Genomic DNA, 26772 nt, shown 5'->3' with positions numbered 1-26772 from the left:
AAACGCAGTTGAAGCCTGACCAATGGTAAAATCATAAAGGGAACTTCATGCCGATCGTTGCAGCGCCGATGACAAATCCAGACACCCAGCCTGTTCTTTCCATCTCCAATCTCACCACGTCGTTTCTCGTCGATGGCGAGTGGCGCAAGGTCGTGAAGGACATTTCCTTCGATGTCATGCCGGGAGAGACGGTCGCCATCGTCGGCGAAAGCGGTTCCGGCAAGAGCGTGACGTCGCTTTCGATCATGCGGCTGCTCGCCGGGGCCAGCAGCCGCATCGAGGGCGAAGTCAGGCTCAACGGCCGCGATCTCCTGGCATTGCCGGAGGCCGAAATGCGCAAGGTGCGCGGCAAGGACGTCGCGATGATCTTCCAGGAGCCGATGACTTCTCTCAATCCGATCTTCACCATCGGCCGGCAGATTTCCGAGGCGCTGACCTGCCATGGCAATATTTCCAAGGCGGAGGCAAAAGCCGAGACGATCCGCCTCCTGGAGAAAGTGCGCATCCCCAACGCGTCCTCGCGCTTCGACGAATATCCGCACCAGTTTTCCGGCGGCATGCGCCAGCGCGTGATGATCGCCATGGCGCTTGCCAGTCGCCCGAAACTCCTGATCGCCGATGAGCCGACGACCGCGCTCGACGTGACAATCCAGGGCCAGATCCTCGATCTCATCAAGGTGCTGCAGGAAGAGGAAGGCATGTCCGTCCTCTTCATCACCCACGACATGGGCGTCGTCGCCGAAATCTCCGACCGCACCATCGTCATGTATCGCGGCGAAGCGGTGGAAACCGGCAAGACCGACGATATCTTTCATCGCGGCCAGCATCCTTACACCCGCGCCCTGCTGTCAGCCGTGCCGTGCCTCGGCTCCATGAAAGATCAGCCGCAGCCGCTGCGCTTCCCGGTCGTCGACGCGAGCACCGGCGAGCGCAGCGAACCGAAGGCGCTCGCCGATACCGTCGATCACGGCAAGACACCAGTGCTCGAGGTGAAGAACCTCGTCACACGCTTCGATCTTCGCGGCGGACTGCTGGCCCGCCCGACGGGCGCAATCCATGCGGTCGAGAACGTCTCCTTCGATCTTGCACAAGGGGAAACGCTGTCGCTGGTCGGCGAATCCGGCTGCGGTAAGTCGACGACGGGGCGCTCCATCATGCGCCTCATCAATCCCAAATCCGGCGAGGTTCGCCTCGACGGCTATGACGTGATGAAGCTCAATACGCTCGATCTGCGCCGGATGCGCCGCAGCATCCAGATGATCTTCCAAGACCCATTCGCGAGCCTTAATCCACGCATGACGATCGGCGCTGCGGTTGCCGAACCCTTCATCGAGCATCGCTTGGGCACGCGCTCCGAAGCCCGGGAAAAGGCTGCCGATCTTCTGGAGCGGGTCGGGCTGAAGGCCGACATGATGAGCCGTTATCCGCACGAATTCTCGGGCGGCCAGCGGCAGCGCATCTGTATTGCACGCGCGCTCGCCCTCGACCCGAAGGTGATCGTCGCCGACGAAAGCGTCTCGGCGCTCGACGTGTCGATCAAGGCGCAGGTTTGCAATCTGCTGATGGATCTGCAGCAGAGCCTCAAACTCTCCTATCTCTTCATCTCGCACGACATGGCCGTGGTCGAGCGCGTCAGCCATCGCGTCGCGGTCATGTATCTCGGCGAGATCGTCGAGATCGGCCCGCGCGCGTCGGTTTTCGAGAATCCACAGCATCCCTACACGAGGAAGCTGATGGCGGCCGTCCCGGTGCCGGATCCATCACGGCGCGGCATCCGGCGCAACCTCGCCGTCGACGAATTGAAGAGCCCGGTGCGCCCTGTCGGCTATCAGCCACCCGCGCGACACTACCGCGAAGTCTCGCAGGGCCATCTGGTTCGAATGGAAGAGGCTGCCTGAGGCGCATTCTGACCTTGACGCCACCGAATTCCGGGCAAATATCGGCATCCTGTTTTCCATCTCATCTGGAGTGAATGATATGACCGATAGCGTGCTCGATATTCCGGTAAAGAGGATCGACGGCAGCGATACGACGCTTGCCGACTATCGCGGCAAGGTCATCATGGTCGTCAATGTCGCGTCCAAATGCGGCCTGACGGTGCAGTACGAAGGGCTGGAAAAGCTCTATGAGGCAAAGCGGGACGAAGGTTTGGTGATCGCCGGCTTTCCGGCCAACGATTTCAAGGGCCAGGAGCCGGGTAGCGATAAGGAGATTCTGGAGTTCTGCACCCTGACCTATGACGTGCAGTTCCCTATGTTTTCCAAGGTCGCCGTGACTGGCGACGAGCGTCATCCGTTGTACGACAGCCTGATCGCATCCGGCGTCGAGACGATCGGCGACGGTCCGATGCGTGCCCGCCTCGCCGATCGCGGCCTGCACACCGGCGACAATGGCGGCATCGTCTGGAACTTCGAGAAATTCCTGATTGGCCGCGACGGCAAGGTTGCCGCGCGCTTTGCGCCCGACGTAACCGCCGACGATCCGCGCCTGCTCTCAGTTCTGGAAAAGGAGCTCTCGCGCGCCAGCTGAGGCGTGAGCTCTCTTTTGGACCTCCCAAATAACACATCACATCAATAGGTTGCGCTACTTTTCAGGGCGAGGGCCTGACGTGTTCAGCCGGATGGCGTAATTGCCTGCCCTCCAGCCTGGGAGTATCTTTCCCTATCCGAATACATCGTGACGGAACGCTGCATCAATTCTGATGGGAGGATGTCATGCGCGAACCTGATATGCAGAAACTCGATGCCCTTGTCGGGCGCTTGGTCGGCGATCTCGGCGCGGCGGTCTCAGGTGTGTTGGTAACGCTCGGAGACCATCTGGGCCTGTTCAAGGCCATGGCTGACGGAACGCCAAGGACTTCGGCCGATTTGGCCGACAAAGTCGGTGTGAAAGAACGCTATGTGCGCGAATGGCTGTCAGCTCAGGCAGCCGCCGACTATGTCAGTTATGACGATAAGACCGAGCGCTTCTACCTGACGCCGGAACAGGCAATGGTATTTGCGGAGGAAGACAGCCCTGCCTTTTTCGCCGGCGCTTTCGATGTCGTTCAATCCATGTGGATCGACGAGCCGAAGGTCGTCAACGCCTTCAAGACCGGCAGCGGCCTTGGTTGGCATGAGCACAGCACCTGCCTGTTTCGCGGCACGGAACGCTTCTTCCGGACAGGCTACAACAGCCATCTCGTTTCGGAATGGATACCGGCGCTCGACGGCATGCAGGAAAAGCTCGAGGCCGGCGCGATCGTCGCCGATGTCGGCTGCGGCCACGGCGCCTCGACCATCCTGATGGCAGAAGCCTATCCGAACTCGACTTTCTTCGGCTTCGACTACCATCTTCCGTCCATCGAACGAGCGAAAGCTGCGGCGCAGGAAGCGGGCGTTGCGGGCCGGATCACGTTCGAACAGGCGACCGCCAAGGACTTCCCGGCTGCCGACTACGACCTTGTGGCGATGTTCGATTGTCTGCACGACATGGGCGATCCCGTCGGTGCCGGCAAACATATTAAGGAAACTCTCGCCGATGACGGCACCTGGATGATCGTCGAGCCCTTCGCCCATGACTGCCTGAAGGACAATCTCAACCCCGTTGGCCGCGTCTACTACGGGGCTTCAACGATGATCTGTACGCCAGCCTCGCTGTCGCAGGAGGTCGGGCTGGGTCTGGGCGCACAGGCTGGCGAGCTGAAACTGCGCAAGGTTGCCATGGATGCGGGCTATTCGCATTTCCGCAAGGCGACTGAAACGCCGTTCAACATGATCTTCGAAGTCAGGGCATGAAGATTGTGCCGCACGCTTCGTCCAACGCGCGGCACCGCATCTTATAGACGCTGCCCGTCTTCCCCGAACAGCGACGCGAGCGCCGGCTGAAAATAAACCGGCTGCTCGGTGTCGAGTGCGACATCCTCATCGGCATCGATACGCACCGACAGCGTCTCGCTGCCAACCTGACCCCAGATCAGATTGTCCGAGCCCATGGGCTCGACGATGGTGAAGGTCGCCGGCAGGCTGGCAGCCCGTCCGCTAGCGGGCTGGAACTGCATTTGCTCGGGTCGAACGCCAAGTGTCGCCTTGCGGCCCTCGCCCGGCGTGCCGGAAAACTCGTAGCCGTTGAGGTCGATCGCGCGGCCATCCGGCAACATGAACGCCGGCACGCCGCCATTGCTCGCCACCTGCCCCGACAGGAAGTTCATCGATGGCGAGCCGACGAAGCCTGCCACGAAGCGATTGACCGGACGGCGATAGATCTCCTTCGGCGTGGCGAATTGCTGGATGACGCCGCCGCTCATGACGGCGATGCGATCGGCGAGCGTCAGCGCCTCAATCTGGTCATGCGTCACGTAGATCATGGTGGAACCGAGGCCGCTATGCAGGCGCTTCAGTTCGACACGCAGCTCGGTTCTGAGCTTGGCGTCAAGGTTGGAGAGCGGCTCGTCGAACAGGAAGACGTCGACGTCACGCACCAGCGCACGGCCGATGGCGACACGCTGGCGCTGGCCGCCGGAAAGCTCCCCCGGTCGCCGTTTGCGCAAGGGGTCGATCTGCAGGATCTGCACGGCGCGGTCGACACGCTGGGCAATCTCCTCCTTCGCCATGCCGGCAATGCGCAGCCCGAAGGAGAGATTTCCTTCGACCGTCATCGTCGGATAAAGCGCATAGGACTGGAACACCATGCCGATGCCGCGGTCCTTCGGTTCCTCCCAGGTGACGTTCCTGTCGCCGATCCAGATCTGGCCGTCCGTGATATCGGTCAGCCCGGCAATGGCGTTGAGCAAGGTCGACTTGCCGCAGCCGGAGGGACCGAGGAGTACGATGAACTCGCCGGATTGTATCTCGAGATTGAGCGATTTCAGCACGCTGACGCTGCCGAAATCGATTGCAAGTTCGCGAATGGAAACATTGGCCATGAACTATCCCTTGACTGCGCCGGCGGTGATACCGCGCACGAACCAGCGGCCCGAGCCGAAATAGACGATCAACGGAACCAGGGCGGTGAGGATGGTCGCCGCCATGTTGACGTTGTAGAGCTTCTCACCCTGGGTGGAGTTGACGATGTTGTTGAGCTGCACGGTCATGGGGAAGTTTTCTCGGCCGGCGAAGACGACGCCGAAGAGGAAGTCGTTCCAGATGCCGGTCACCTGCAGGATCGCCGCGACCACCAGGATCGGGATCGACATCGGGATCATCAGCCGGAAGAAGATCTGCCACAGCCCGGCGCCGTCGATGCGAGCTGCCTTGAAGAGCTCCATCGGCAGACTCGAATAATAGTTGCGGAAAAGCAGCGTCAGCACCGGCAGACCGAAGACCGTGTGGGTGATGATGATGCAGGGCAGCGTCGAATAGATGCCGACGTCGCGATAGATCAGAACCAGCGGATAGATGAACACCTGGTACGGTATGAAGGCACCGAGCAGCAGGATGGCAAAGAGCACGTTTGCCCCTTTGACCCGCCAGAAGGACAGCGCATAGCCGGTCAGCGACGAGATCAGGATCGACAAAATCATGCTCGGGATCAAGATCTTCACCGAATTCCAGAAGCCGACGCTGATGCCGCCGCATTCAAGTCCGGTGCAGGCCGTGCTCCACGCCTGTATCCAGGCATCCGCAGTCCACATTTGCGGAAAGGCGAAGATATTGCCCTGACGGATCTCCGGCATGGATTTGAACGAGGTGACAAGCATCACATAGAGCGGCAGCAGGAAGAACAGGGCCGCGATGACGAGAAAGAGATAAAGGCCGATGCGTCCTGGGGTCAGATGCTGCGGCTTGCGGCCGGTCGGACCCTGCATGGCACCAGTGACGGAAGATGGCGTCGTCATCAGTTCCCCCTCGGCTTTTCACGGAAATATTCATAATAGAGCCAGGGCGTCACCAGGATGACCACCGTGATGAACATCACGGTCGATGCTCCGGTTGCAAGGCCGATATTGCCGCGCCCGAAGAGGTAATCCATGATGAATTTCCCGGGCACTTCGGTCGCGATACCCGGACCGCCGCCGGTCGTCGCCAGAACCAGTTCGTAAACCCTCACAACCGCAATCGCCAGAAGAACGCTGGCGGTGATGATGGTCGGTCTCAGGATCGGGATGACGATATGCAGGTAAACGCGCCAGCTCGGTATGCCGTCGATGCGGGTCGCCTTCCACAATTCCCGGTCGACGCCGCGCAGGCCCGCGAGCATGATCGCCATGACGAGGCCGGAAGATTGCCAGACACCGGCAAGCACGATGACATAGAGCGCGAGATCGCTCTGGACGATCCAGTCGAAGCGGAACCAGGTGAAGCCGACACTGTCGGCAACCTTTTGCAGGCCGAGCGTCGGATTCATGATCCACTGCCAGACCAGCCCGGTAACGATGAAGGACATGGCAAAGGGATAGAGGAAGATCGTTCGGAAGGTATTTTCGAAACGGACCTTCTGATCGAGCGCGACGGCGAGAAGAAAGCCGAGGATCAGACAGCCGGCAATGAAGAGAATGCCGAAGACGACGACGTTCTGCAGCGACAGCAGCCAGCGCGCCGTCGAAAACAACCGCTCATACTGCTTCGTGCCGACGAAAGTGTTGACCGGCAGCACCTTGCTGTCCGTGAACGATATCCAGATGTTCCAGACGACGGTGACGACATAGGCCAGAAGCACGATGGCGAAGGCTGGAAACAGGGCCACGTAGGGCGAAAAATGTATCCTCCTGCGGCTGACGCTCGCAGGTGCGACAGCCGCTTTTGCAGCAGTGGCGCTCGTATTGGGGCTGCTCATGGACGCGCTCCTCCTCAGCATTCATGGAAACCGGCGGCAGGCTCACCTGCCGCCGCATGGATGTCGATCGAAGCTTACTTGGCCTGTTCGATGACCTGCGCAAACTGCGTGGCGAACTGGTCCGCCGTCATGCTGGGCGTCGTCCAGTATTGAGCAATGAGATCGCCTTCGGTCTGGACGATATCTTGAGGGGTCAGCACGTCGGGTGCCAGGATCTGGCGGCTCGGATCCTTGAGTGCGTTCAAACCCTTCTGGGCGCAAGCGTCGAGCTTCGACGTATCGACGTCGAGACGCACGGGCACCGAACCCTTCTTGGAGTTGAAGGCAAGCTGGCCTTCCTTCGACATGATGACGGTAGCGAGCAGGGTCTGGGCGTCGGTCGCCGTCTTATCCTTGAGAACGGGGAAGACGAAGATGTCGCCGCCCATCATGAAGTTGGATTCGCCAGGTCCGAGGATGCAGCCGAAATCCTTGTCGGCGACGAGGCCGGCATGGATGAATTCACCCTTGGCCCAGTCGCCCATGAACTGGATGCCGGCCTTTCCGTCGATCAGCATGCCGGTCGCGACGTTCCAGTCGCGGTTCGGGCTGCCAGGGTCCTGATAGTTGCGCAGCTTGGCGAAGACTTCCGCCACATGCTTGAACTTGTCGGACTTGACGGCATCCGTGTCGAGATCCTTCCAGACCTTGGCATAGAGATCCTTCCCGCCCTCGCCGAGCAGGATGGCGTTGAACATCGACTGCAGCTGCCAGGGCTGACCGCCGACGGCAACCGGGATCAGGCCGGCAGCCTTGATCTTGTCGAGCGCGGCAAACATTTCATCCCAGGTCTTCGGCTCTTCCGTCACGCCGGCCTTGGTGAAGACGGCCTTGGAATAGAAGACCCAGTTCTGGCCGTGGTCGTTGATGGGAGCGCCATAGATATGATCCTGGAACTGGATGGCCTGATAGAAAGATGGTGTCAGAACCGATTTCCAATCCTGCTCCTTGGCGAGATCGTCGAGCGGCCGCAGCAGGCCCTGCTGGGCCAGTTCGTTCATCTGCGTGCCGGTGTTGAACTGCATGGCCGTCGGCGGATTGCCGCCGATGATGCGGTTGATGCCGATCGGACGAGCAGTCGAGCCGGAGCCGGCAATTGCGGTATCCACCCATTCGCCGCCTGCAGCGTTGAAGGCCTTGGCCAGCTCCTTCACGGCTGCGGCTTCACCGCCCGAAGTCCACCAATGCAGAACTTCGGCCTTCTTGCCTTCGGCCAGAGCGCCGGTCACGCTCGCCGCGACCAGCGCCGTGGCGCCGACCAATGCCATCATCAATTTGCGCATGCGTTCCTCCTCCTTTGAGGGCGTTCTTCAAACGCCTTTCCTCAGCCGCCGCCGTCTCCAGACACCGGATGCCGAATCTCCTGATCCTCCAAAACTGTGCGGCAGGGCCTCCGTTCCCCGCAGCACGTGAGCAATGCTTCCTCAGGCATTGCCCCTTCGTCAAGCCCGCAGTCCAAAAGGACCGCATTTTCTCAACTCTATAGCGCACTCAATGAGAAACGTCCCTCATTTATTGCGCGCGGTATTGGATCGGGCCGACCGCAACTACTGTGGATTGCAACCACAGAACGCGATTGCGCCGAACGCTCGAATGCCGTCATCACCTCAAGGGCGTGGAAAGCCAGTTCCGACGATACCCGATGCTGGCGTCCCGAGCGAAGGGAATCCACCATCTCCGCCGCGCCCAATCCGCGCAGACCGAGATGACCTGGCACACCTTCCGTATAGGGGTGATCGACGGGGATCTCCCTCCACGCCTCATCGCCGTCGCGAAATATCTCGACCTTGCCGCTGAAATTGTTCGGATCCGGCGTCACCATAGTACCTTCCGAGCCGTAAAGCTCGATCTGATTGTGCTTGTGCTTGATAACATCAAAGCTGGTGGCAATGGTGACGGTCGCACCGCTATGGAACTCCATAACGCCCGTCAGATGGGTCGGCACCAGTACCTTAATCGTCTCGCCGCGACGCGGATCAGTCTTCACCGTGCGTTCGATGCGGGTGATCTTCGCAGTGCCAAAGATCTCGCGCACGGGGCCGAGCAAGGCGATGAGGTTCGTCACGTAGTACGGACCGACATCGAGCATCGGCCCGCCGCCGCGGCCGTAGAAGAAGGCTGGGTTGGGATGCCAATGCTCATGACCCGGCAACAGCAGCATGGCGGTGGCCGAAATCGTCTTGCCGATGCGCCCTTCATCGAGCAAGCGCCGTGTCAACTGGTGACCGCCGCCAAGGAAGGTGTCGGGAGCGCAACCGAGCCGCAGGTCTCCTGCCCGCGCGATGGCCATCAACTCCTCCGCCTCGCCCATGGAGACGCCAAGCGGCTTCTCCGAATAGACATGCTTGCCGGCAAGCAGCGCCTTCTTGCTGATGGCATAATGCGAGACCGGCGTCGTCAGGTTGATGATGAGACCGATTTCCGGATCGGAAAGCATCGTATCGAGCGCAACGGCCTCGATGCCAAACTGCTCGGCGAGCTTGCGGGCAGGCTCCTGATAAAGATCGTAAACAGACTTCACGCGAATGAAATCAAACATATGCAGGGTCGCAACATAGGTGGCGCTGATATTGCCGGCGCCGACAATGCCGACTTTCATGGGTTCGTTGCTCATTGGCTTGCCTCTAGGAAATGGTGATATCGAGTTCGGCGGCAGCGGCGCGCAGATAGCTCATGCCACGGCGCATCTCGTCATCGAATTCCGTCGTCGCTTCGCGGAAATGGGTCCAATGCGATGCACCCGGCGCGTCTTCCAGCTCCAACGTGATCGGGCCGGAGTAGCCGATGGTCTTGACTGCCGCGAAAATCGCCTTCCAATCGATCTTGCCGCGCCCCGGGCGCCAATGGGCGTTGGTGTGCCCTTCATTATCGGAAAAATGCGTGTTGAAGATCCGATCGCCGAGCGCCAGCACGACGTAATGCGGCATGTCGCCGGCCGGAAAGAGATGGCTCGGGTCGAAGTTCAGGCCGAGATTGGCGGCACCGGTGCGCTCGATCAGCCGCAGCATGCCCTGACCGGAGCTGACCCAGCGATAAGGATGCGGCTCGATCGCGACCTTGAGACCCGCGGCGGCGGCAATCTCGCAAGCCCGGATAAAACCCTCCACGACGGCTTCATATTCACCCGTCCAATCCCATTGCGGTTCGACTGCCGCGCCCCACTCCTGCGAGATCGGCCGCTGCAGGATCGGCCTGACCTCGGACTGAAACGGATAGGGTGTCATGCTGGTAACGATCGGCGTGCCGATCGCGGCGGCGACTTCCATGCCGCGCCTGTAGCCATCGAGGTCAACTGTCGAGACGGCAGCATTTGCTGCGCGGCTGAAGGGTAGATTGAAGAAGAAGTTGGTGAGCACCAGCCCCTCTCCGTCTGCAATCTGCTTCAACTCGCGGATGGTTTCGCGCGTGTAGTAGCTCAACATGTCCACCGACCAGGCGGTGAGCTCAAATCCCTTGCAGCCTGTCGCAGCGAGCCGCCGCAACGGCGCTTGATACGGCGGGTTCCAATTGAAGGTCCAAATAGGCGATCCGAAAAAAAGCGATCCGTCGCTCACGTCATCCTCCCCTTACAATGCGTGAAGCCGCGCGCGGCGAGGCCTCCACGCCTGAACAATGTGCCTTGCCAATGAGCTTCTTCACTCGAAATCGGTAATTCGTAACGTTACGATTATGGAAAAGAGAAAGACTGTCAATCGACGATTTTCTGGCCGACTAACGTTTCAATATTGCGCAATCTGCAAATTCGTAACGTTACGAATACCTTCTCGCCGCCTGCTCATCCTGCAAGCAGCAATATTTTTCAAGCGTGACGTGACTGGCTTTGATGATCGACGAAGGCGGCTTGGACGACTTCGCGCAGATCGGCCGGATTTTCGCCGGCGATTGCCCGATGCAGGAAGGCCGCCAATCGCTCGCCTATGGCATGGTTCGAATAGTGAAAGGTACTCAAAGGCGGGTTGAAGAAATCTGGCAGTGCGGTGCCGCCATAGGTAATCAGCGCGAAATCCCTGCCGGCCTGCCGCCCGGCATCGCGCAAGCCGGCGAGGAAACCGAGAGCTGCCTCTTCGCTGGCAACGAAAGCGGCGGTCGCTGCGGGATTCTGCGCTGCTATGTGCTTTGCCATCTCGCGACCATTGTCGGGTGTCGCCGTGGTGAAATGGATGCCATCATCAGGCACATCGAGATGATGCTCGGCAAAAGTCCTGCGCCACCCTCTTACGAATTGCAGGCTGTAGGTGAATTGCTGGTTGGGCGCGATCAGCAGCGGCATATGGTGGCCGGCATCGAGCAGAAGGCGTGCAGCCTCTGCGCCGATCACTTCATGATCGAGATCGATGCTCGGATGAACGCTCAAGAGCTCCGTCCGCCCGAAGGTGACAAAAGGCATGCCGACTTCAAGCAGGTATTTGACGCGATCGTCCTGTGGTGTCGTATGCGTGATGATGACGCCGTCGACCGATCCCTCCTCGACGATATCGCGCACCGTCGCGAGTGGATCATCTGCCTGGAGCTGCGGGACGATTGTCGTTCGGTACCCTCGCGACTTCATATAGCGCGAAGCGCCTTCGATCAGCGAGGCAACGACAATGTTCATCTCGCCCTCACGCCCGAAAGGCAGCACGATGCCGATGGCGTGGGTTTTGCCGGTGCGCAGATTGATGCCACCGAGATTGGGACGATAGCCAAGCTCGCCCGCAACGCGCTTGACCAGTTCGATGGTCTCGCGATTGACCTCTGCGCCCTCCTTAAGGGCACGGCTGACCGTCGTGACCGAAAGACCGAGAGCCGTAGCAACGGTCCGCAAGGTCACGCGCTGACCTACTTCGCGACGCAAGCCGCGCCCCGCCGCCAATCCCTGCACCTTCGACAAATCATTCCGCTCCGCCATGTCGGAGCGAGAATGCCCACAGGCGGGTGACGATGCAAGCGCAGGCTGCGATCAAAGTCGACAAGGGGGGAAGGTCGTGTTTGGGCTGTTATCCGATAGTATCACCCGACATCGGGGCACAACCTTGAGCATCTGTATTCAGCCGGCATTCAGAAAGGCAATTTTAAGATGCATATCGTTAGTCATTCTATCATTAGGGGAAACTCATGGACAAATATACCAAAACTGTTTTGACAATCATCGCCGTCGCGCTCGCGGCAATCGCCATCCAAAACACAATCACGCCGGCACAAGCGGTCGGTGGCGGCTGCGGTACCGAGACCTACCGGCCCTGCTATGTAAAGCTGGTGAATTAGAGCGGATCCAGATTTTAGGTTGAACAGACCTAAATCATCCGGCTCTAGCGCAACCACCGCTGCCCGTGGGATACCTCGGGCAGCTTTTATCTCAGCCGATTATGAATCAGCGCCTTTTCGCGCAGCCTGAATGGCCGTGCGGGCGCCGGCGCGCAGCTGCGCCGTTTCCGTGCCGGCGATAACCAGATCGAGGCCAAGCTTCAGATATTCCCCGGCGCGGGCGCCATCGCCGCCGAAGGCGCAAATGACCTTGCCGTGGGCGCGACAGCGTGCCAGCACGGTTGCAAGCGCCTGATCGATCGCAGCGCTATCCGGGGCAAGTCGGGCGCCGTTCGAAAGCGCGATCGAAAGATCGGACGGGCCAACAAAGATACCATCGATGCCGTCGACTGCGAGAATCTCGTCGATTGCATCTAGTGCCATGCGGGTTTCCACCATGGCGATGGTGGCAGTCAGGCTGTTGGCGCTCTGCAGATAATCTTCAGCTGGCAGGCCGAAATGATTGAGCGCCAGCGATGGCCCCCAGCTCCGCTCACCGAGCGGCGGATATTTCGTCGCTTGCACCAACGCGCGCGCATCATCGGCAGAATTGATCATCGGCGCGATAATCGCGGAGGCGCCGGCATCGAGAAGGCGTGAGGCAGAGGCAAAATCGCCGACGGGAATGCGGGCAATCGCCGGCTTGCCGGCCAGGCGCACATAGGCAATCCCATTGGCGGCAGACTCCATGTTCCACATGCCATGCTGCATATCGAGCACGATGGTGTCGAAGTCTTCCTGCGCCAGATGATTGACGAGCATCGGATCGGGTATGCCGACCCAGCCGGAGATCATGCCGCCATTCTCGCGGCGTTTCAGGCGTCCGGTAAAACCGTTCATGTCAGTCGTCATCGTCTTTCCTCACCTATCAACAGCAGGGCTCTGTCTTTTTGCCAGCCTCGACCGCCAAATCAAGGCGAGCCGTTGCAAGCGACAATACCCAATTCCCACTGTCGGGCCACTCGAAAGTGCACATGCGACTGAAGCAAATCGACGAAGCACGGCTGCGACCATCGTCGGTTGCCGTGCCGAAAGATGATTTCAAATCTGCCAGACGACCATGACAAATATGCAGCTATTTAAGTCGGTTGGTCACGCTCGCAAGACGCCAAGGCGTGACTGAAGACGAGAGATGCCGACAGGCAGACAACATCGCCCAACCGCAGGATTTCGCCGGCTCCTTATCGCTCAACGATCAGCAAAACGCTGCTTCGCAAAGTCCGTAACAGGCGTGTAAAGGCTGATGAGCGTTCCCTCGGGATCGCGGATCTGCCCTGCCCGGTTGCCCCAGGGCATCAGCTTCGGTTCGTGCACGACCTCCACCTTGTCCTTTAGCTTTGCAAATTCGGCATCAACATCACCAACCTGGAATTCGATGATGACAGAGCGATTGGCGCAGGGCTCGGCACTGCCCTCCTTGAACAGGGCGACGGTCTCGGCGCTTCCGATCGCAAGCGTCGCCGCGGGGGTGACGATCTCGGCAAAGACCGGGGCCAGCCACTCCGCTGCCTGACCCGTGACCATTTCATAAAAGCCGACCATTTTCCTGATGTCTGAAGCGATCAGACGCGTGGATGCCAGTTTCATCGCATACTCCTTCAAAAGGCCCGCCGAACATATCGTTGGCGGCTTGAAGGCTCTTGTTGCATAAGGCTGTTGCCACCATACTGGCAGCAGGAGTCAGCAGGAATGCGTCGCGCCGACCGTTTGTTTCAGATCATACAGATATTGCGCCGGTCGAGCCGGCCGGTGACCGCTGCCATTCTGGCGGAGGAGCTCGAAGTCTCCAAACGCACGGTCTATCGCGACGTCGCCGATCTGATGAGCCAGCGCGTTCCGATCGAGGGTGAGGCCGGCTTCGGATATCTCCTCTCGCCCGGCTACGAAATGCCGCCGTTGATGCTGACACCGGAGGAGATCGAGGCTGTCGTCCTCGGAGCGCAATGGGTTGCAAGCCGTGCCGACAAGGCCATTGCCAATGCCGCACGCGATGTGGTTGCCAAGATCACCGCCATCGTGCCCGAGCACCTGCGCCCCTTCATCCTCGAGCCGAGCGTCGGCGCCAAACCGCTTCTTCAGGGAACCCAAGAGGAAAACATCGACCTGCCAATGCTGCGGGCGGCAATCCGCCAAGGACGAAAACTTCGTCTGCGTTATCGGCCCGATGCGGGCGCGGAAAGCACAAGGATCGTCTGGCCTGTCATCCTCGGCTATTCCGATACAAGCCGCATTCTGGTGGCGTGGTGCGAGCTACGTGAAGGCTTCCGGCATTTCCGCACGGAGCGAATTCTCGCGGTCGACGCACTCGACGAAAACTATGGCCTGCGGCCAGGCGAATTGCGGCGTCGCTGGTCCGCCTGGCGAGAGGCCGAACTCCAGCAATTGGGGCAGGCGCGATAGGCATCGGGTGCCGGCGCCATTTTGTGCCGGCACCCGATAATCTCAGATGATCCCGCCGCCGCCGGCAACGGAAGCCGGACGCTCTCCGGTAACCTTGCGGCGATAACCGCTCGCCCTGTAGGTGGCGACCGGATCGATGGCACCACCGGCGCGGCGGCGAGCTTCGGCCAGGATCGGTTCGACATCGGCGCGATAGGCGCGTTTCAGCGTTTCCGATGCCATCAGCGCGTCATTCGCGTCCTGATACTCGCTAAGTGCATCGCGATCGACGATCAGCGCCTGCGCGTAGGCGCGGCGGATCTCGTTGGCGCTGGAAATCAAGCTCTCGATCGGATCGGTCACGTTATGCGACTGGTCGATCATATGCGCCGGATTGAAGTCGTTCACTCCGCGCCGTTCCGCATCGACCAGCTCGTTGAAGACGAGGAACAGGCGGTAGGGCTCGATGGCACCTGCATCGAGATCGTCGTCACCATACTTGGAATCGTTGAAGTGGAAGCCACCGAGCTTGCCGAACTGGATGAGGCGCGCGACGATCATCTCGATATTGGTATTCGGCGCGTGATGGCCGAGATCGACGAGGCAATACGCCTTGGGGCCGAGCGTCTGCGCGATCAGGTAGTTGGTGCCCCAGTCCTGCACGACCGTCGAATAGAAGGCCGGCTCGTACATCTTGTGTTCGGAAAACAGCCGCCAATCGTCAGGGAGTGCCTTGTAGATATCGGTCATGGCGGCGAGATAGCGCTCGAAAGCCTTGGTGAAATTGGTCTGGCCGGGGAAGTTCGAGCCGTCGCCGATCCATACCGTCAGCGCCTTCGAGCCGATCGCCTTGCCGATTTCGATGCATTCGATGTTGTGCTCGACAGCCTGGGCGCGGGTCGCCGCATCGACATGGCTCAGCGAACCGAATTTGTAGGAATGCGCCTGACCGGGCGCATCGGAGAAAGTGTTGGAGTTCATGGCGTCGAAGCCGAGGCCGAGTGCATCGCCTTTCGCCTTCAATTCCTTCGCATCGGCCTTGTCCCAGGGAATATGCAGCGAAACCCTTGGTGTTGCCCGCGTCAGCTGCTGAATGACGGCGCAATCGTCGAGCTTGTCGAAGATGCCGCGTGGCTCGCCGGTGCCGGGGAAACGGGCGAAGCGCGTGCCGCCGGTTCCGACACCCCAGGACGGGACCGCGACGAAGAATTCCGAAACTTTTTTTGTGACGGCTTCGATATCGACGCCGCGGCGGGCGAGCGTGGTGCCCAGCGCCTCATAATCGGATTTCAATGCGGCGGCGCGCTTGTCGTTTTCTGCGGCGACCAGATCGGGCGCGATCCTGTATTCGGCCATTCTTTCCTCCCAATGCGTTATTCGAAACACTACAGCGCGATGACCCTGCAAGCCATCACCCGCCCTCGCCCTTCGAGGGCCCTACAGGCCACCTCAGGGTGAGGGCTGATCTCCCAGTCAGTCGGCGCAAGCGCTGCTCCACCCTCATGGTGAGGTGCGCCGCCGCAAGAGCGAAACGAGTGCGGTAGAGCCTCGGACCATGAGGATGGCCCCGAGGCCGCCGCTTCCCCCCCGCAACTACCGCGTAAAGCTCTGCGCGTTGCCGGCGTCGACGTTGATGATATTACCCGTCGACTTGGCGGAAAGATCCGAAGCCAGGAAGTAGATCGCCTCGGCAATGTCCTCCGGGAAGACATTGAGCTTCAGCATCGAGCGCTTGCGGTAATGTTCCTCCAGCTCGTCCACCTCAATCTTCGAGGAAGCAGCGCGCTGCTCGCGCCACTCGCCGTTCCAGATCTTCGAGCCGCGCAGCACGGCGTCGGGATTGACCGTGTTCACACGAATGCCGGCTTCCGCCCCTTCCAGTGCCAGGCAGCGGGCCAAATGAATCTCGGCAGCTTTTGCGGTGCAGTAAGCGGCGGCATTCGGCGAGGATGCAAGGCCGTTCTTGGAGGCGACGAAGACGACATTGCCACCAAGGTTCTGGCGGCGGAACAGCCGGAAGGCTTCGCGCGAGACGAGGAAATAACCGGTCGCGAGGATATCGATATTGCGGTTCCACATTGAAAGCTCGGTGCTTTCGATCGGTGCCGACGATGCTATACCGGCATTCGAGACCAGAATGTCGATACCGCCGAACTCGACGCAAGCCTCAGCAAAGGCGGCAATGACCGCATCTTCCTTGGTGACATCGAGCTTGACGCTGCGCACTGCATCCGCTCCATATTTCTTGGCGAAATCGGCCTGTGTGCTCTCAAGTGCCGCCTGGTCGATGTCAGCCAAAACGACGCAGGCGCCCTCGCCCACCAGGCGCGCCGCCGTGGCGCGACCGATGCCACCGGCGCCGCCGGTCACGAAGGCAACGCGGCCGGCGAGGCTCTTCGGCTTCGGCATACGCTGAAGCTTCGCCTCCTCCAGCAGCCAATATTCGATATCGAAGGCTTCCTGCTCAGGCAGGCCCTGATATTCGGAAACCGTGGAAGCGCCACGCATGACGTTGATGGCGTTGACATAGAACTCGCCAGCGATACGGGCGGTCGCCTTGTCCCGGGCAAAGGACAGCATTCCGACGCCGGGCACGAGAAAGATCACCGGGTTCGGATCGCGCATGGCCGGCGAATTGTCATGCTTGCAATCATTGTAATAGCGTGCGTAGTCGGCGCGGTAATCTTCCAATGCCTTGTCGAAGCCAGCGATGACGGCATCGACATCAGGCTTGGCCGGATCGAAATCGACGATCAGTGGCCGGATCTTGGTGCGCAGGAAGTGATCCGGGCAGCTGGTGCCGAGCGCGCCAAGCGGGCGAAGGTTCTTCGAATTGACGAATTCGAGCACGGCATCCTGATCGTCGAAATCGCCGAGCTTGCGCTCGGCCTTGCCGATGCGGCCGCGGATTTCCGGCATCAGCCGGGCGGCGATCGCACGACGCTCCGCCTGCGGCAGGCTCTGGGTGATGGCACCGCCGAAAATCGTCTTGCCTTCGGTCTTGGCTGCGAACCATTCGATCGCCTTGTTGATGATCGCGAGCGTCAGCTCGTAGCATTCCTTGGCGTCATTGGCCCAGGTGAAGAGACCATGGCTTTCGAGAACAACGCCCTTGGCATTCGGATGCGCCTTGACGAAGGCTTCGAGATCGAGGCCGAGCTGGAAGCCCGGACGGCGCCAGGGCAGCCAGCCGATCTCGTCGCCGAAGATTTCGCGCGTCAGCTCGCGCGAGTTCTTCGAAGCGGCGATGGCAATGATGGCATCCGGATGCATGTGGTCGACATGGGTGAACGGCACGAAGCCATGCAGCGGCGTATCGATCGAAGCGGCACGGGCGTTGAGGTTGAAAGTGCAATGCGGCAGGAAGCCGACCATGCGATCCTCGTCTGCAACGCCCTGATAGATGTTCTTCAGGCTGTCCAGCTTGTCCTGATAAAGCGTGGCGAAACCGTCAAGCTTGATGGTGCCGACATCGCCGCCGGAGCCTTTGACCCAGAGCACCTTAACCTTCTCGCCGGAGAGCGGATCGGTTTCCATGACCTTGGCCGACGTGTTGCCGCCGCCATAGTTGGTGATACGCTTATCGGCACCGAGCAGATTCGACCGATAAAGCAGCTTGCCAGGCTCATCGAGCCCATCAGCATGTGCATCATCCCAACGGTTTTCCAGAAGCTGAACGCCAGCCGCCATGTCATCCTCCCTTGAAATCAAGTCTTTCGGGCAGATCGGATCATGATGGAACCGCCCTTTGTGAGCAGGGTATCGCTCACGTATAGTCGCCTTGTCAATCGAAAACGATCAAATTCGATAATGCTGCGATGCAATATGAAAGTTTATGATCGTTTATGATTGACACTTTGTCATATTTGCGAAATAACCGCCGACAAGGAGGAGCCAATGCACGAACGCGAACGCCATCGCATTATTCTGAGCGCCGTACAGGAAAAGTCTGTCGTGACGATTCAGGATATTTCCGAGCTGACCGAGGCTTCGGAAGCGACGATACGCCGTGATATCGCTGCCCTGCACGTACAGGGAAAGATCAGGCGTGTGCGCGGCGGAGCGGAATCGATCCATCCTCCGCAACTCGGCAACCTGGCCGCGCGGCCGTTCCGTGTATCCGAAGCCGTCAACATCGATAGGAAGCGCGCAATTGCGCGCAAGGCCGCCGAACTCTGCAATCCCGGCGACGCCATTATCATCAATGGCGGCACGACCACATTCCAGCTGGTTCACTATATCTCCGCCTTCCGGCTGCAGGTGATGACCAATTCCTTCGCGATCGCCGAACACCTGGTCAAGCATTCGAAGAATAACGTGACGGTGCCGGGCGGCGCGATCTATCGCGAACAAAGCCTGATCCTCTCGCCCTTCGACAACGATACGATCCGCAATTTCTATGCTCAGCGCATGTTCATCGGTGCGCAGGGCGTAGGCCCGCTGGGCGTCATGGAAGCCGACGCGCTGGTCATCCAGAGCGAGCAGAAGCTCATGCGCCAGGCCGACGAACTCGTCGTCATGGTGGATTCAAGCAAATTCCGCCAGCGCTCCAGCCTGATCCTTTGCCCGCTCGATCAGGTCTCGACCATCATCACCGACGACGGTGTTACCGCCGAAACCGTGCGCATGATCGAGGATGCGGGCATTTCGCTCATTATTGCAAATGTTTCGGCTGAGGCTGAGGAGGAAGATTCCCCATCGGTCGCGTGAAATGCGCGGCCGAAATGGGGTGAGCATGCCTATTAACTTTGGGAGGAAGTGACATGAATATTGCAAAGAAACTGGCGATCGGCGTCGCGCTCGCCGCCACGCTTTTCGCCGGCGCGGCCAGTGCAAAGGACATCAAGATCGGCCTCGTGGTGAAGTCGCTGGGCAACGGCTTCTTTGAAGCCGCCAACAAGGGCGCACAGGAAGCAGCCAAGGATCTCGGCGGCGTGCAGGTGATCTACACCGGCCCGACCTCGACCACGGCAGAAGGCCAGATCGAAGTCATCAACTCGCTGATCGCCCAAGGGGTCGATGCCATCGCGATTTCCGCAAACGATCCCGACGCAGTTGTTCCGGCCCTGAAGAAGGCGGCACAGCGCGGTATCAAGGTGATCTCCTGGGATTCCGGCGTCGCCAAGGCTGGCCGCATCCTGCAGCTGAACCCCTCGTCCAACGAACTGATCGGCAAGATGTGCCTGACGCTCGCCAAGGATCATCTTGACGGCGGCAAGGGCAACTTCGCCATCCTGTCGGCAACGACCACCTCGACCAACCAGAACATCTGGATCGGCGAGATGAAGAAGCAGCTGAAGGATTTCCCGGGCCTCAACCTGGTGACAACAGTCTATGGTGACGACCTCTCCGACAAGAGCTATCGTGAAGCCCAAGGCCTCCTGACCTCGCATCCGGAAGTCAAGGTCATCGTCGCTCCGACGACGGTCGGCGTGCTTGCCGCCTCGCAAGCGGTCAAGGATGCCGGGAAGATCGGTCAGGTCTATGTGACCGGCCTCGGCCTGCCGTCCGAAATGGCCGGCGCCATCAAGTCCGGCGCGACGAAGGAATTCGCGATCTGGAATCCGATCGATCTCGGCTATTCCGCAACGCAGATCGCCTATCGCCTGGTCAAGGGCGAGACCGACGGCAAGCCGGGCAGCGAGATCAATGCCGGCCGCATGGGCAAAATCAAGGTTGGCGAAAACGGCGAAGCCGCCATGGCTGATCCGTTCGTCTACAACGCTTCGAACATCGATCAGTTCTCCAAGGTTTTCTGATCGAAAATCGAACTCGCAGCTCTCCGGCGGCATCAGCCGCCGGACCTGGTTTCACTGATCCGGTACATTGCTGATGACCACAGTCCTTCAACGCTCCATCGCGGACGCACCAGCCGCGAACAATCAGGCCATTCTGGAAATGCGCGGCATTTCCCAGATCTTTCCCGGCGTCAAGGCGCTGGATGGCGTCAGCATTTCCCTCTATCCCGGCAAGGTGACCGCGCTGATCGGCGAGAACGGCGCGGGCAAATCGACACTCGTCAAGATTCTTACGGGAATCTACCGCCCGAATGAGGGCGAGATCCTCGTCGATGGCAAGCCGACGGCCTTTGCGAATGCGCAGGCGGCCATCGATGCCGGCGTCACCGCCATTCATCAGGAAACCGTACTCTTCGACGAGTTGACTGTTGCCGAAAACATCTTCCTTGGTCATGCGCCGCGCACATCCTGGCGCACCATCGACTGGAAGAGGATGAACAGCCGATCGAAAGAGCTTCTGCAATCGCTGGAAAGCGCGATCGATCCAACAACCCGCTTGAAGGATCTCTCCATCGCGCAGCGCCATCTTGTGGCAATCGCGCGCGCCTTGTCGATCGAGGCCCGCATCGTCATCATGGACGAGCCCACCGCCGCCCTTTCCCGCAAGGAGATCGACGATCTCTTCCGCATCGTCGAAGGGTTGAAGGCGAAAGGCAAGGCGATCCTCTTCATCAGCCACAAGTTCGACGAACTCTATGAAATCGCCGACAATTTCGTCGTCTTCCGTGACGGTCGGGCCGTCGGCCACGGCGAACTGAAGTCGACGCCCCAGGACGAGATCGTCCGCATGATGGTCGGGCGCGATGTCAAGGACGCCTTCCCGAAAGTGACTGTCACCATCGGCGACACCGTTCTCGAAGTCGACAAATACTGTCACCGCACCGAATTCCGCGATATTTCCTTCAAGCTTCGGCGCGGCGAGATCCTCGGCGTCTATGGCTTGATCGGCGCCGGACGCTCCGAGCTTTGCCAATCGCTCTTCGGCATTACCAAACCGCTGTCCGGACGCCTGACGCTCGACGGACAGGAAATCCAAGTGCGATCGCCGCAGGATGCCATTCGCGCGGGGATCGTGTATGTGCCCGAAGAGCGCGGTCGCCACGGCCTGGCACTGCCGATGCCAATCTATCAGAATATGTCGCTACCTTCACTCGGGCGCACGTCGCGCAAGGGCTTCCTGAAGGCAGCCAACGAATTCGCTCTCGCCCGCAAATATGCCGAGCGGCTCGATCTGCGCGCTGCCGCACTTTCCGTGCCTGTGGGAACACTCTCCGGCGGTAACCAGCAGAAGGTGGTTATCGGCAAGTGGCTCGCGACGCAACCGAAGATCATCATTCTCGACGAACCCACCAAGGGTATCGATATCGGCTCCAAGGCCGCCGTCCACGGCTTCATCAGCGAGCTGGCCGCCGAGGGTCTCAGCATCATCATGATCTCCTCCGAACTGCCCGAGATCCTCGGCATGTCGGATCGCGTGCTGGTCATGAAGGAAGGCCTGTCCGCTGGCCTTTTCAAGCGCGAGGGGCTGACGCCGGAAACCTTGGTGCGCGCCGCCACTGGAAATGCATAGGGAGGACGGGATGCCACGCATCCTCAAAAAGCGCGAAACTCTGCTCGCCATTATCATCGTCGTGATGATCGCCGGCTTCGCAACGCGTGCGGCCGGCTTTGCTGAGCCCGCCAATCTCGCCAATATCTTCAACGACACATCGATCCTCATCATTCTGGCGCTTGCTCAGATGACGGTCATCCTGACGAAGTCGATCGATCTGTCCGTCGCCGCCAATCTGGCGTTGACCGGCATGGCGGTTGCAATGCTGAACGCATCCTATCCCGATATTCCGCTGATCGCACTCGTCATTACGGCAATCCTGATGGGCGCGGCTCTCGGCGCCATCAATGGCTATCTCGTCTGGGCGCTGGAAATCCCGCCGATCGTCGTCACGCTTGGCACCCTGACGATCTATCGCGGCATGGCATTCGTCCTATCAGGCGGCGCCTGGGTCAATGCGCATCAATTCACGCCGATTTTCCTGAACGTGCCGCGCACGCCGCTTCTCGGCCTGCCGGTGCTTGCCTGGATCGGTATCGCCATCGTTCTGATGATGTATCTGGTGCTGCGCTACACGCAGTTCGGCCGCTCGGCCTATGCCAGCGGCGGCAATCCGGTTGCCGCCGTCTATGCCGGTATCGATGTCGGCTGGACGCGCTTCCTCGCCTTCGTCCTCTCCGGCGCGCTTGCAGGGCTGAGCGGCTATCTCTGGGTTTCGCGCTATGCGGTCGCCTATGTCGATATCGCCAATGGTTTCGAACTTGATAGCGTGGCGGCCTGCGTCATCGGCGGCATTTCGATTGCCGGCGGTGTCGGTTCAGTCGCCGGCGCGGTCTTAGGCGCCCTCTTCCTCGGCGTCATCAAGAACGCACTTCCGGTCATCGGCATCTCGCCGTTCACGCAGATGGCGATTTCAGGCACCGTCATCATCCTTGCCGTCGTCTTCAACGCCCGTCGCGAACGCAACCGCGGCCGCATCATCCTGCGCGATCAAGCCGCAAGGGACACCGCCAGCCAGGGAGCACACGCATGAGCAACGGTTCGCAAGCGGCAACCGCGGAAAAGCGCGCCATTCCCGATCGCCTCGGCACGCCCTTCAAGCGCGTTATGGCAAGCTGGGAAACGCTGCTCTTCGGCGTCGCGGTCGCGATCTTCATCTTCAACTCGCTGGCCTCGCCCTATTTCCTCGATCCATTCAATCTCTCGGACGCGACCTTCAACTTTACCGAAAAGGCGATGATCGCCTTTGCCATGGCGCTGCTGGTGATTGCTGGCGAAATCGACCTCTCGGTCGCAGCCATCATCGCGCTGGCGTCGACGGCGATGGGCGCTGCCGCGCAAATGGGCGTCGACACGGCCGGCCTCGTTGCGATCGGTATCGGCGTCGGCCTCGTCTGCGGCATCTTCAACGGATTCCTCGTTTCCGTGCTGAAGCTGCCGTCAATCGTCGTCACCATCGGCACGATGAGCCTGTTTCGCGGCATTTCCTATATCGTTCTCGGCGACCAGGCCTATGGCAACTATCCGGATAGTTTCGCCTATTTCGGCCAGGGCTATGTCGTCTGGGTCTTCTCGTTCGAATTCGTGCTCTTCATCGTGCTGGCGATCGCCTTTGCAATCCTGCTGCATGCGACGAATTTCGGCCGGCAGGTCTATACGATCGGCAACAATGATTTTGCTGCGCGCTTCTCGGGCATTCCAGTCGAGCGGGTCAAATTCATCCTGTTTCTCCTGACCGGCATCATGAGCGGTATCGCCGCCGTCTGCCTCACCTCGCGCCTCGGCTCCACGCGCCCTTCGATCGCGCTTGGCTGGGAGCTCGAAGTCGTCACCATGGTCGTGCTCGGCGGTGTGTCGATCCTCGGCGGCTCGGGGACGATCGGCGGCGTCGTCATCGCTGCTTTCGTCATGGGCTTGGTCACCTTCGGCCTTGGCCTGCTGAATGTTCCCGGCATTGTCATGTCGATTTTCATCGGCCTCCTCCTCATCATCACCATCGCGCTGCCGATCGTGGCAAAGCGCATCAAGACCATGAGCTCCAAATGACCGCTGCTCACGAACGCCACGCCTTCAAGATGACGCTCAATCCAGGCATGGAAGCGGAATACCGCAAGAGGCATGATGAAATCTGGCCTGAGCTGGTGGATCTGCTGCATCAGGCAGGTGTCAGCGATTACTCCATCCATCTCGACCGCGAGACGAACACGCTTTTCGGCGTGCTGACCCGGCCGAAAGATCACGCCATGGCCAGCCTGCCCGAACATCCCGTCATGAAGAAATGGTGGGCGCATATGGCGGACATCATGGCGACCAATCCCGATAACTCGCCCATCCAAAGTGATCTTGTCACGGTCTTTCATCTGCCATGAACAGCGAGACAGCCTACCGCCACATCGCCGTGATCGACATCGGCAAGACCAACGCCAAGGTCGTTGTGCTGGACGCCGGGACCGGTGCCGAGATCGCCGCCGTCAGGATCGCAAACAGCGTCCTGAAGTCAGGTCCTTACCCGCATTACGATATCGAAAGCCTATGGCGCTTCATCATTGAGGCGCTGAAGGGCTTTGCAGCCACGCCCGGCTTCGATGCCATATCAATCACGACGCACGGTGCTTCGGTGGTCCTGTTGGACGCCGGCGGCGATCTTGCCTTGCCGGTTCTCGATTACGAACACATCTATCCGCAAACCGTTCAGGAAGCCTATGGGCAAGTGCGTCCGGCTTTTGCCGAAACCTTTTCGCCGCGGCTATCCGGTGGCCTCAATGTCGGCGCGCAGATCCACTATCAGCAAAGCGCCTTCCCGGCTGATTTTGCTCGCGTCGCAACGATCCTGACCTATCCGCAATATTGGGCGTTTCGCCTGACCGGCGTCGCGGCCAACGAGATGACGTCTCTTGGCTGCCATACCGATCTCTGGAACCCGACGACCCAAAGCTATTCGTCCCTGGTTGACACGCTTGGCATTCGTGCCTTGATGGCGCCGGTCCGTTCGGCATTCGACGCCCTAGGCCCGGTGCTACCAGCACTTGCCGCCGATATCAGTCTCTCGTCGCCTGTCCCTGTCTATTGCGGCATTCATGATTCCAACGCCTCGCTGCTGCCGCATCTTGTCGAGAATGAAGCGCCTTTTGCCGTCGTCTCGACGGGGACATGGGTTATCAGTTTTGGCGTCGGCGGCGATCTCGATCATCTCGATCCCGCCCGCGATACCCTTGCCAATGTCGATGCCTATGGCCGCGCCGTGCCGTCTTCCCGCTTCATGGGCGGCCGCGAGTTCGAGATTCTGGCAGCGGAAATCGGTATTGCATCCCATGAAGCAATCGAAGCCGCGTTGGAACGGGTGATCGAGAAAGGCCTCATGCTACTGCCCAATGTAGTCGAGGGCTCTGGTCCGTTTCCGGGCAGGAAAATGCGTTGGATCGGCAGTGCGACCAATTCCGCCGAACGCCTTGCCGCCGTCAGCCTCTATCTCGCGCTGATGACGGAAGCCTGCCTCGATCTGATCGGCGCTAAAGGATCGATCTTCGTCGAAGGTCCCTTTGCGCTCAATCGCGCCTACCTCATTGCCCTCTCTGCCTTGACGAGCACCGATGTCATCGCACTAGCGGGCTCGACAGGCACCAGCCAGGGCGCCGCCTTGCTGACGGGGATAAGACCCGCTGGTGCCGCGGCCAGCTCCCCCACTCGCACCGAACTGCCGGGGTTGGCGCGCTATCGGCAGTCCTGGCGCGGGACCCTGATCTCCTAGCCTCCGGTTCTGGCGAGTTCTGCCGCCGCGATTTCGGCAACGCGCAGCGTTGGTTCGACGTGTTCATCCTCGCCATCTTCGGTCAGCCAACTTGCCGAAAGGCCGGCCCAGGCAATGATCCATCGCAACAGGCGTCCGCGCTCCATTCCCGCCGCCTCGGCAACGACCGTCACTTGCTGGGCAAGACGGCCGGGAGATGTGGCGACTGCATTATCGGGATTGCAGAAGAGATTGGCGTAATCAAAGCCGCGCTCGCCCACGAGACCCTTCGGATCGATCGCGAGCCAGCCGCGCTCTGCGAAGTCGAGGATATTGCCGTGATGAATGTCGCCATGCAGCGCGACTACATCGCGGGGCTCCGACAACAGCGCGCGGGCCACGACCGCGGACTGGACGAAGATACCGCCTTCACAATGAGCCATAGTTTCGAGCGAACGAAAGCGGTGGACAAGCGGAATCAATTGCGGCAAGGCGCCGCCGCGAGAGGCGTGGAGCCCGGCGACGGCCTTGCAGATGATCCGGCTTGCCTCGTCGTCTTCGCCATTCCTTGCCATCTCGGCAAGTGAGCGGCTGCCAGTCGCCCGTTCGAGCAGGATAGCATCGTCCTGATGTTCGAGAACGCGCGCAGCACCAATGCCATTCCACCAGACCATAAGCTCGGCCCCCGATTTCTCCTCCGGTGCGTCGGCGATCTTCAGCATCGCCGGCTCGCCATCACGACGCACGGGAAAAAGCCGGCTGGAATGCGTCACGATCGGGGTACCGTCGGGAATCAGCCGCCAGAGGTCAAAATAGACCTTCGAATCGTCATTGTCGTTCACGCGATACTGATCTCCTTGGCCCGGGCCGCACCATGACAGACGCCGCGGCTTATGTGGATCCGCCGCATGCAGATTTCCACTTTCAGATCCACCTCGCTTTACCGCCCTATTACCTAGGCTCTGCGGCAAGCAGGCAACAACCATCCCTCGTCAAAATTTTTCGAAAAAACGCTAAAATTGTCTTCGCGACGGTTATTTTCTTGCGGAATCGTCGCAATATTCCTACACAAAATACCCTCATGAGCGCTTTCGAGATCAAAAAATGTCCGAAGGCGATCATCGGCTTCGATATCAGCTTTGTCTCTTTAAAAAGAACGCCTCACGGCAGTTTGCGCGTCGAGACAGGCGATTGCGAGCGGGTTCAAAGGGCGCTGCCGCGCCCATCCAAGGAGAGCTAAC

Annotated in this window: 25 protein-coding genes; 13 read left to right on the top strand and 12 right to left on the bottom strand. The window is 60.0% G+C overall.

All coding sequences use genetic code 11. The annotated features are described in order from the left end of the window. Positions 1-47: 47 nt before the first annotated feature. The 3 genes from GDN47_RS10710 to GDN47_RS10700 all read left to right on the top strand — a co-directional run bounded on the left by GDN47_RS10710 (position 48) and on the right by GDN47_RS10700 (position 3776). Positions 48-1898, top strand: coding sequence for an ABC transporter ATP-binding protein (locus GDN47_RS10710; RefSeq protein ID WP_173002478.1), 1851 nt, complete (start codon positions 48-50; stop codon positions 1896-1898). Between the two features lie 79 nt (positions 1899-1977). Beyond that, positions 1978-2529, top strand: coding sequence for a glutathione peroxidase (locus GDN47_RS10705; RefSeq protein WP_152093284.1), 552 nt, complete (start codon positions 1978-1980; stop codon positions 2527-2529). A 185-nt stretch (positions 2530-2714) separates the two neighbouring features. Then, positions 2715-3776, top strand: coding sequence for a class I SAM-dependent methyltransferase (locus tag GDN47_RS10700; RefSeq protein WP_152093283.1), 1062 nt, complete (start codon positions 2715-2717; stop codon positions 3774-3776). Positions 3777-3817: 41 nt separating this feature from the next. Here GDN47_RS10700 and GDN47_RS10695 read toward each other — a convergent pair whose 3' ends face one another. The 7 genes from GDN47_RS10695 to GDN47_RS10665 form a co-directional block, all read right to left on the bottom strand. Further along, positions 3818-4903 (bottom strand): ABC transporter ATP-binding protein, encoded by a 1086-nt coding sequence (locus GDN47_RS10695; RefSeq protein ID WP_152093282.1) that lies wholly within the window; start codon positions 4901-4903, stop codon positions 3818-3820. 3 nt (positions 4904-4906) lie between these two features. Next, complete coding sequence (locus GDN47_RS10690) at positions 4907-5815, bottom strand: carbohydrate ABC transporter permease (protein WP_069614645.1); 909 nt, start codon at positions 5813-5815, stop codon at positions 4907-4909. After that, a complete protein-coding gene (locus GDN47_RS10685; RefSeq protein ID WP_113329766.1) occupies positions 5815-6753 on the bottom strand; it encodes a carbohydrate ABC transporter permease in 939 nt (312 codons plus the stop codon). The genes GDN47_RS10690 and GDN47_RS10685 overlap by 1 nt, the downstream gene beginning before the upstream one ends. A 74-nt stretch (positions 6754-6827) precedes the next feature. Then, positions 6828-8075 (bottom strand): ABC transporter substrate-binding protein, encoded by a 1248-nt coding sequence (locus tag GDN47_RS10680; protein WP_083258275.1) that lies wholly within the window; start codon positions 8073-8075, stop codon positions 6828-6830. 197 nt (positions 8076-8272) lie between these two features. Then, on the bottom strand, positions 8273-9406 hold the full coding sequence (locus GDN47_RS10675; RefSeq protein WP_145318486.1) for a Gfo/Idh/MocA family protein: 1134 nt from the start codon (positions 9404-9406) through the stop codon (positions 8273-8275). A gap of 10 nt (positions 9407-9416) precedes the next feature. Further along, on the bottom strand, positions 9417-10346 hold the full coding sequence (locus tag GDN47_RS10670; RefSeq protein WP_152093281.1) for a sugar phosphate isomerase/epimerase family protein: 930 nt from the start codon (positions 10344-10346) through the stop codon (positions 9417-9419). A 245-nt stretch (positions 10347-10591) separates the two neighbouring features. Next, positions 10592-11653, bottom strand: coding sequence for a LacI family transcriptional regulator (locus GDN47_RS10665; protein WP_233789874.1), 1062 nt, complete (start codon positions 11651-11653; stop codon positions 10592-10594). A gap of 233 nt (positions 11654-11886) precedes the next feature. Here GDN47_RS10665 and GDN47_RS31965 point away from each other — a divergent pair, with 233 nt between their 5' ends. Then, positions 11887-12036 (top strand): hypothetical protein, encoded by a 150-nt coding sequence (locus GDN47_RS31965; RefSeq protein WP_015342612.1) that lies wholly within the window; start codon positions 11887-11889, stop codon positions 12034-12036. A gap of 99 nt (positions 12037-12135) precedes the next feature. On the opposite strand, the gene GDN47_RS10660 is transcribed toward GDN47_RS31965, so the two are convergent. Then, positions 12136-12927 carry an HpcH/HpaI aldolase family protein gene (locus GDN47_RS10660; protein ID WP_113329762.1) on the bottom strand — a complete coding sequence of 264 codons (792 nt, stop codon included), beginning with the start codon at positions 12925-12927 and terminating at the stop codon, positions 12136-12138. Between the two features lie 336 nt (positions 12928-13263). After that, complete coding sequence (locus GDN47_RS10655) at positions 13264-13662, bottom strand: VOC family protein (RefSeq protein WP_145318498.1); 399 nt, start codon at positions 13660-13662, stop codon at positions 13264-13266. A 102-nt stretch (positions 13663-13764) separates the two neighbouring features. Here GDN47_RS10655 and GDN47_RS10650 point away from each other — a divergent pair, with 102 nt between their 5' ends. Beyond that, complete coding sequence (locus GDN47_RS10650; protein WP_152093279.1) at positions 13765-14475, top strand: helix-turn-helix transcriptional regulator; 711 nt, start codon at positions 13765-13767, stop codon at positions 14473-14475. 42 nt (positions 14476-14517) lie between these two features. Here GDN47_RS10650 and rhaI read toward each other — a convergent pair whose 3' ends face one another. Next, the gene (rhaI, locus tag GDN47_RS10645) at positions 14518-15810 is read right to left on the bottom strand and encodes an L-rhamnose catabolism isomerase (RefSeq protein WP_152093278.1); all 1293 of its coding nucleotides are present in this window, start codon (positions 15808-15810) and stop codon (positions 14518-14520) included. A gap of 237 nt (positions 15811-16047) precedes the next feature. Then, complete coding sequence (locus tag GDN47_RS10640; protein WP_152093277.1) at positions 16048-18144, bottom strand: bifunctional rhamnulose-1-phosphate aldolase/short-chain dehydrogenase; 2097 nt, start codon at positions 18142-18144, stop codon at positions 16048-16050. Between the two features lie 207 nt (positions 18145-18351). Between GDN47_RS10640 and GDN47_RS10635 the strand changes: the two genes are divergently transcribed. The 7 genes from GDN47_RS10635 to GDN47_RS10605 all read left to right on the top strand — a co-directional run bounded on the left by GDN47_RS10635 (position 18352) and on the right by GDN47_RS10605 (position 25552). After that, positions 18352-19164 (top strand): DeoR/GlpR family DNA-binding transcription regulator, encoded by an 813-nt coding sequence (locus GDN47_RS10635; RefSeq protein ID WP_152093276.1) that lies wholly within the window; start codon positions 18352-18354, stop codon positions 19162-19164. A gap of 53 nt (positions 19165-19217) precedes the next feature. Next, complete coding sequence (gene rhaS / locus GDN47_RS10630; RefSeq protein WP_075853916.1) at positions 19218-20213, top strand: rhamnose ABC transporter substrate-binding protein; 996 nt, start codon at positions 19218-19220, stop codon at positions 20211-20213. A 73-nt stretch (positions 20214-20286) separates the two neighbouring features. Continuing rightward, complete coding sequence (locus GDN47_RS10625; RefSeq protein ID WP_152093275.1) at positions 20287-21822, top strand: sugar ABC transporter ATP-binding protein; 1536 nt, start codon at positions 20287-20289, stop codon at positions 21820-21822. A gap of 10 nt (positions 21823-21832) precedes the next feature. Then, positions 21833-22837 (top strand): ABC transporter permease, encoded by a 1005-nt coding sequence (locus GDN47_RS10620; protein ID WP_152093274.1) that lies wholly within the window; start codon positions 21833-21835, stop codon positions 22835-22837. Next, a complete protein-coding gene (locus GDN47_RS10615; RefSeq protein WP_152093273.1) occupies positions 22834-23850 on the top strand; it encodes an ABC transporter permease in 1017 nt (338 codons plus the stop codon). Before GDN47_RS10620 ends, GDN47_RS10615 begins: the two co-directional genes overlap by 4 nt. Then, positions 23847-24173, top strand: coding sequence for an L-rhamnose mutarotase (gene rhaM / locus GDN47_RS10610; RefSeq protein ID WP_152093272.1), 327 nt, complete (start codon positions 23847-23849; stop codon positions 24171-24173). Before GDN47_RS10615 ends, rhaM begins: the two co-directional genes overlap by 4 nt. Then, entirely contained in the window at positions 24170-25552 is a 1383-nt protein-coding gene (locus GDN47_RS10605; RefSeq protein ID WP_152093271.1) for an FGGY-family carbohydrate kinase, read from the top strand. The genes rhaM and GDN47_RS10605 overlap by 4 nt, the downstream gene beginning before the upstream one ends. On the opposite strand, the gene GDN47_RS10600 is transcribed toward GDN47_RS10605, so the two are convergent. After that, positions 25549-26373, bottom strand: a complete 825-nt coding sequence (locus GDN47_RS10600) for an aminoglycoside phosphotransferase family protein (RefSeq protein WP_152093270.1) — start codon at positions 26371-26373, stop codon at positions 25549-25551. The two genes, GDN47_RS10605 and GDN47_RS10600, sit on opposite strands and share 4 nt — an antisense overlap. 32 nt (positions 26374-26405) lie before the next feature. Between GDN47_RS10600 and GDN47_RS10595 the strand changes: the two genes are divergently transcribed. After that, on the top strand, positions 26406-26771 hold the full coding sequence (locus GDN47_RS10595) for a hypothetical protein (RefSeq protein ID WP_152093269.1): 366 nt from the start codon (positions 26406-26408) through the stop codon (positions 26769-26771). Position 26772 lies beyond the last annotated feature (1 nt).

Origin of the sequence: Martinezella dioscoreae (assembly GCF_009176305.1) — a bacterium.
Lineage (GTDB): Bacteria > Pseudomonadota > Alphaproteobacteria > Rhizobiales > Rhizobiaceae > Rhizobium > Rhizobium dioscoreae.
Note: the sequence above shows the minus strand (reverse complement) of the source record. Positions and strands in the feature narration are given on the sequence as shown.

Bases quoted from the DNA above. Each gene is read 5' to 3' on its own strand.
- GDN47_RS10710 (WP_173002478.1), top strand. From the start codon at position 48: ATGCCGATCGTTGCAGCGCCGATGACAAATCCAGACACCCAGCCTGTT.
- GDN47_RS10705 (WP_152093284.1), top strand. From the start codon at position 1,978: ATGACCGATAGCGTGCTCGATATTCCGGTAAAGAGGATCGACGGCAGC.
- GDN47_RS10700 (WP_152093283.1), top strand. From the start codon at position 2,715: ATGCGCGAACCTGATATGCAGAAACTCGATGCCCTTGTCGGGCGCTTG.
- GDN47_RS10695 (WP_152093282.1), bottom strand. From the start codon at position 4,903: ATGGCCAATGTTTCCATTCGCGAACTTGCAATCGATTTCGGCAGCGTC.
- GDN47_RS10690 (WP_069614645.1), bottom strand. From the start codon at position 5,815: ATGACGACGCCATCTTCCGTCACTGGTGCCATGCAGGGTCCGACCGGC.
- GDN47_RS10685 (WP_113329766.1), bottom strand. From the start codon at position 6,753: ATGAGCAGCCCCAATACGAGCGCCACTGCTGCAAAAGCGGCTGTCGCA.
- GDN47_RS10680 (WP_083258275.1), bottom strand. From the start codon at position 8,075: ATGCGCAAATTGATGATGGCATTGGTCGGCGCCACGGCGCTGGTCGCG.
- GDN47_RS10675 (WP_145318486.1), bottom strand. From the start codon at position 9,406: ATGAGCAACGAACCCATGAAAGTCGGCATTGTCGGCGCCGGCAATATC.
- GDN47_RS31965 (WP_015342612.1), top strand. From the start codon at position 11,887: ATGGACAAATATACCAAAACTGTTTTGACAATCATCGCCGTCGCGCTC.
- GDN47_RS10660 (WP_113329762.1), bottom strand. From the start codon at position 12,927: ATGACGACTGACATGAACGGTTTTACCGGACGCCTGAAACGCCGCGAG.
- GDN47_RS10655 (WP_145318498.1), bottom strand. From the start codon at position 13,662: ATGAAACTGGCATCCACGCGTCTGATCGCTTCAGACATCAGGAAAATG.
- GDN47_RS10650 (WP_152093279.1), top strand. From the start codon at position 13,765: ATGCGTCGCGCCGACCGTTTGTTTCAGATCATACAGATATTGCGCCGG.
- rhaI (WP_152093278.1), bottom strand. From the start codon at position 15,810: ATGGCCGAATACAGGATCGCGCCCGATCTGGTCGCCGCAGAAAACGAC.
- GDN47_RS10640 (WP_152093277.1), bottom strand. From the start codon at position 18,144: ATGGCGGCTGGCGTTCAGCTTCTGGAAAACCGTTGGGATGATGCACAT.
- GDN47_RS10635 (WP_152093276.1), top strand. From the start codon at position 18,352: ATGCACGAACGCGAACGCCATCGCATTATTCTGAGCGCCGTACAGGAA.
- rhaS (WP_075853916.1), top strand. From the start codon at position 19,218: ATGAATATTGCAAAGAAACTGGCGATCGGCGTCGCGCTCGCCGCCACG.
- GDN47_RS10625 (WP_152093275.1), top strand. From the start codon at position 20,287: ATGACCACAGTCCTTCAACGCTCCATCGCGGACGCACCAGCCGCGAAC.
- GDN47_RS10620 (WP_152093274.1), top strand. From the start codon at position 21,833: ATGCCACGCATCCTCAAAAAGCGCGAAACTCTGCTCGCCATTATCATC.
- GDN47_RS10615 (WP_152093273.1), top strand. From the start codon at position 22,834: ATGAGCAACGGTTCGCAAGCGGCAACCGCGGAAAAGCGCGCCATTCCC.
- rhaM (WP_152093272.1), top strand. From the start codon at position 23,847: ATGACCGCTGCTCACGAACGCCACGCCTTCAAGATGACGCTCAATCCA.
- GDN47_RS10605 (WP_152093271.1), top strand. From the start codon at position 24,170: ATGAACAGCGAGACAGCCTACCGCCACATCGCCGTGATCGACATCGGC.
- GDN47_RS10595 (WP_152093269.1), top strand. From the start codon at position 26,406: ATGACAGACGCCGCGGCTTATGTGGATCCGCCGCATGCAGATTTCCAC.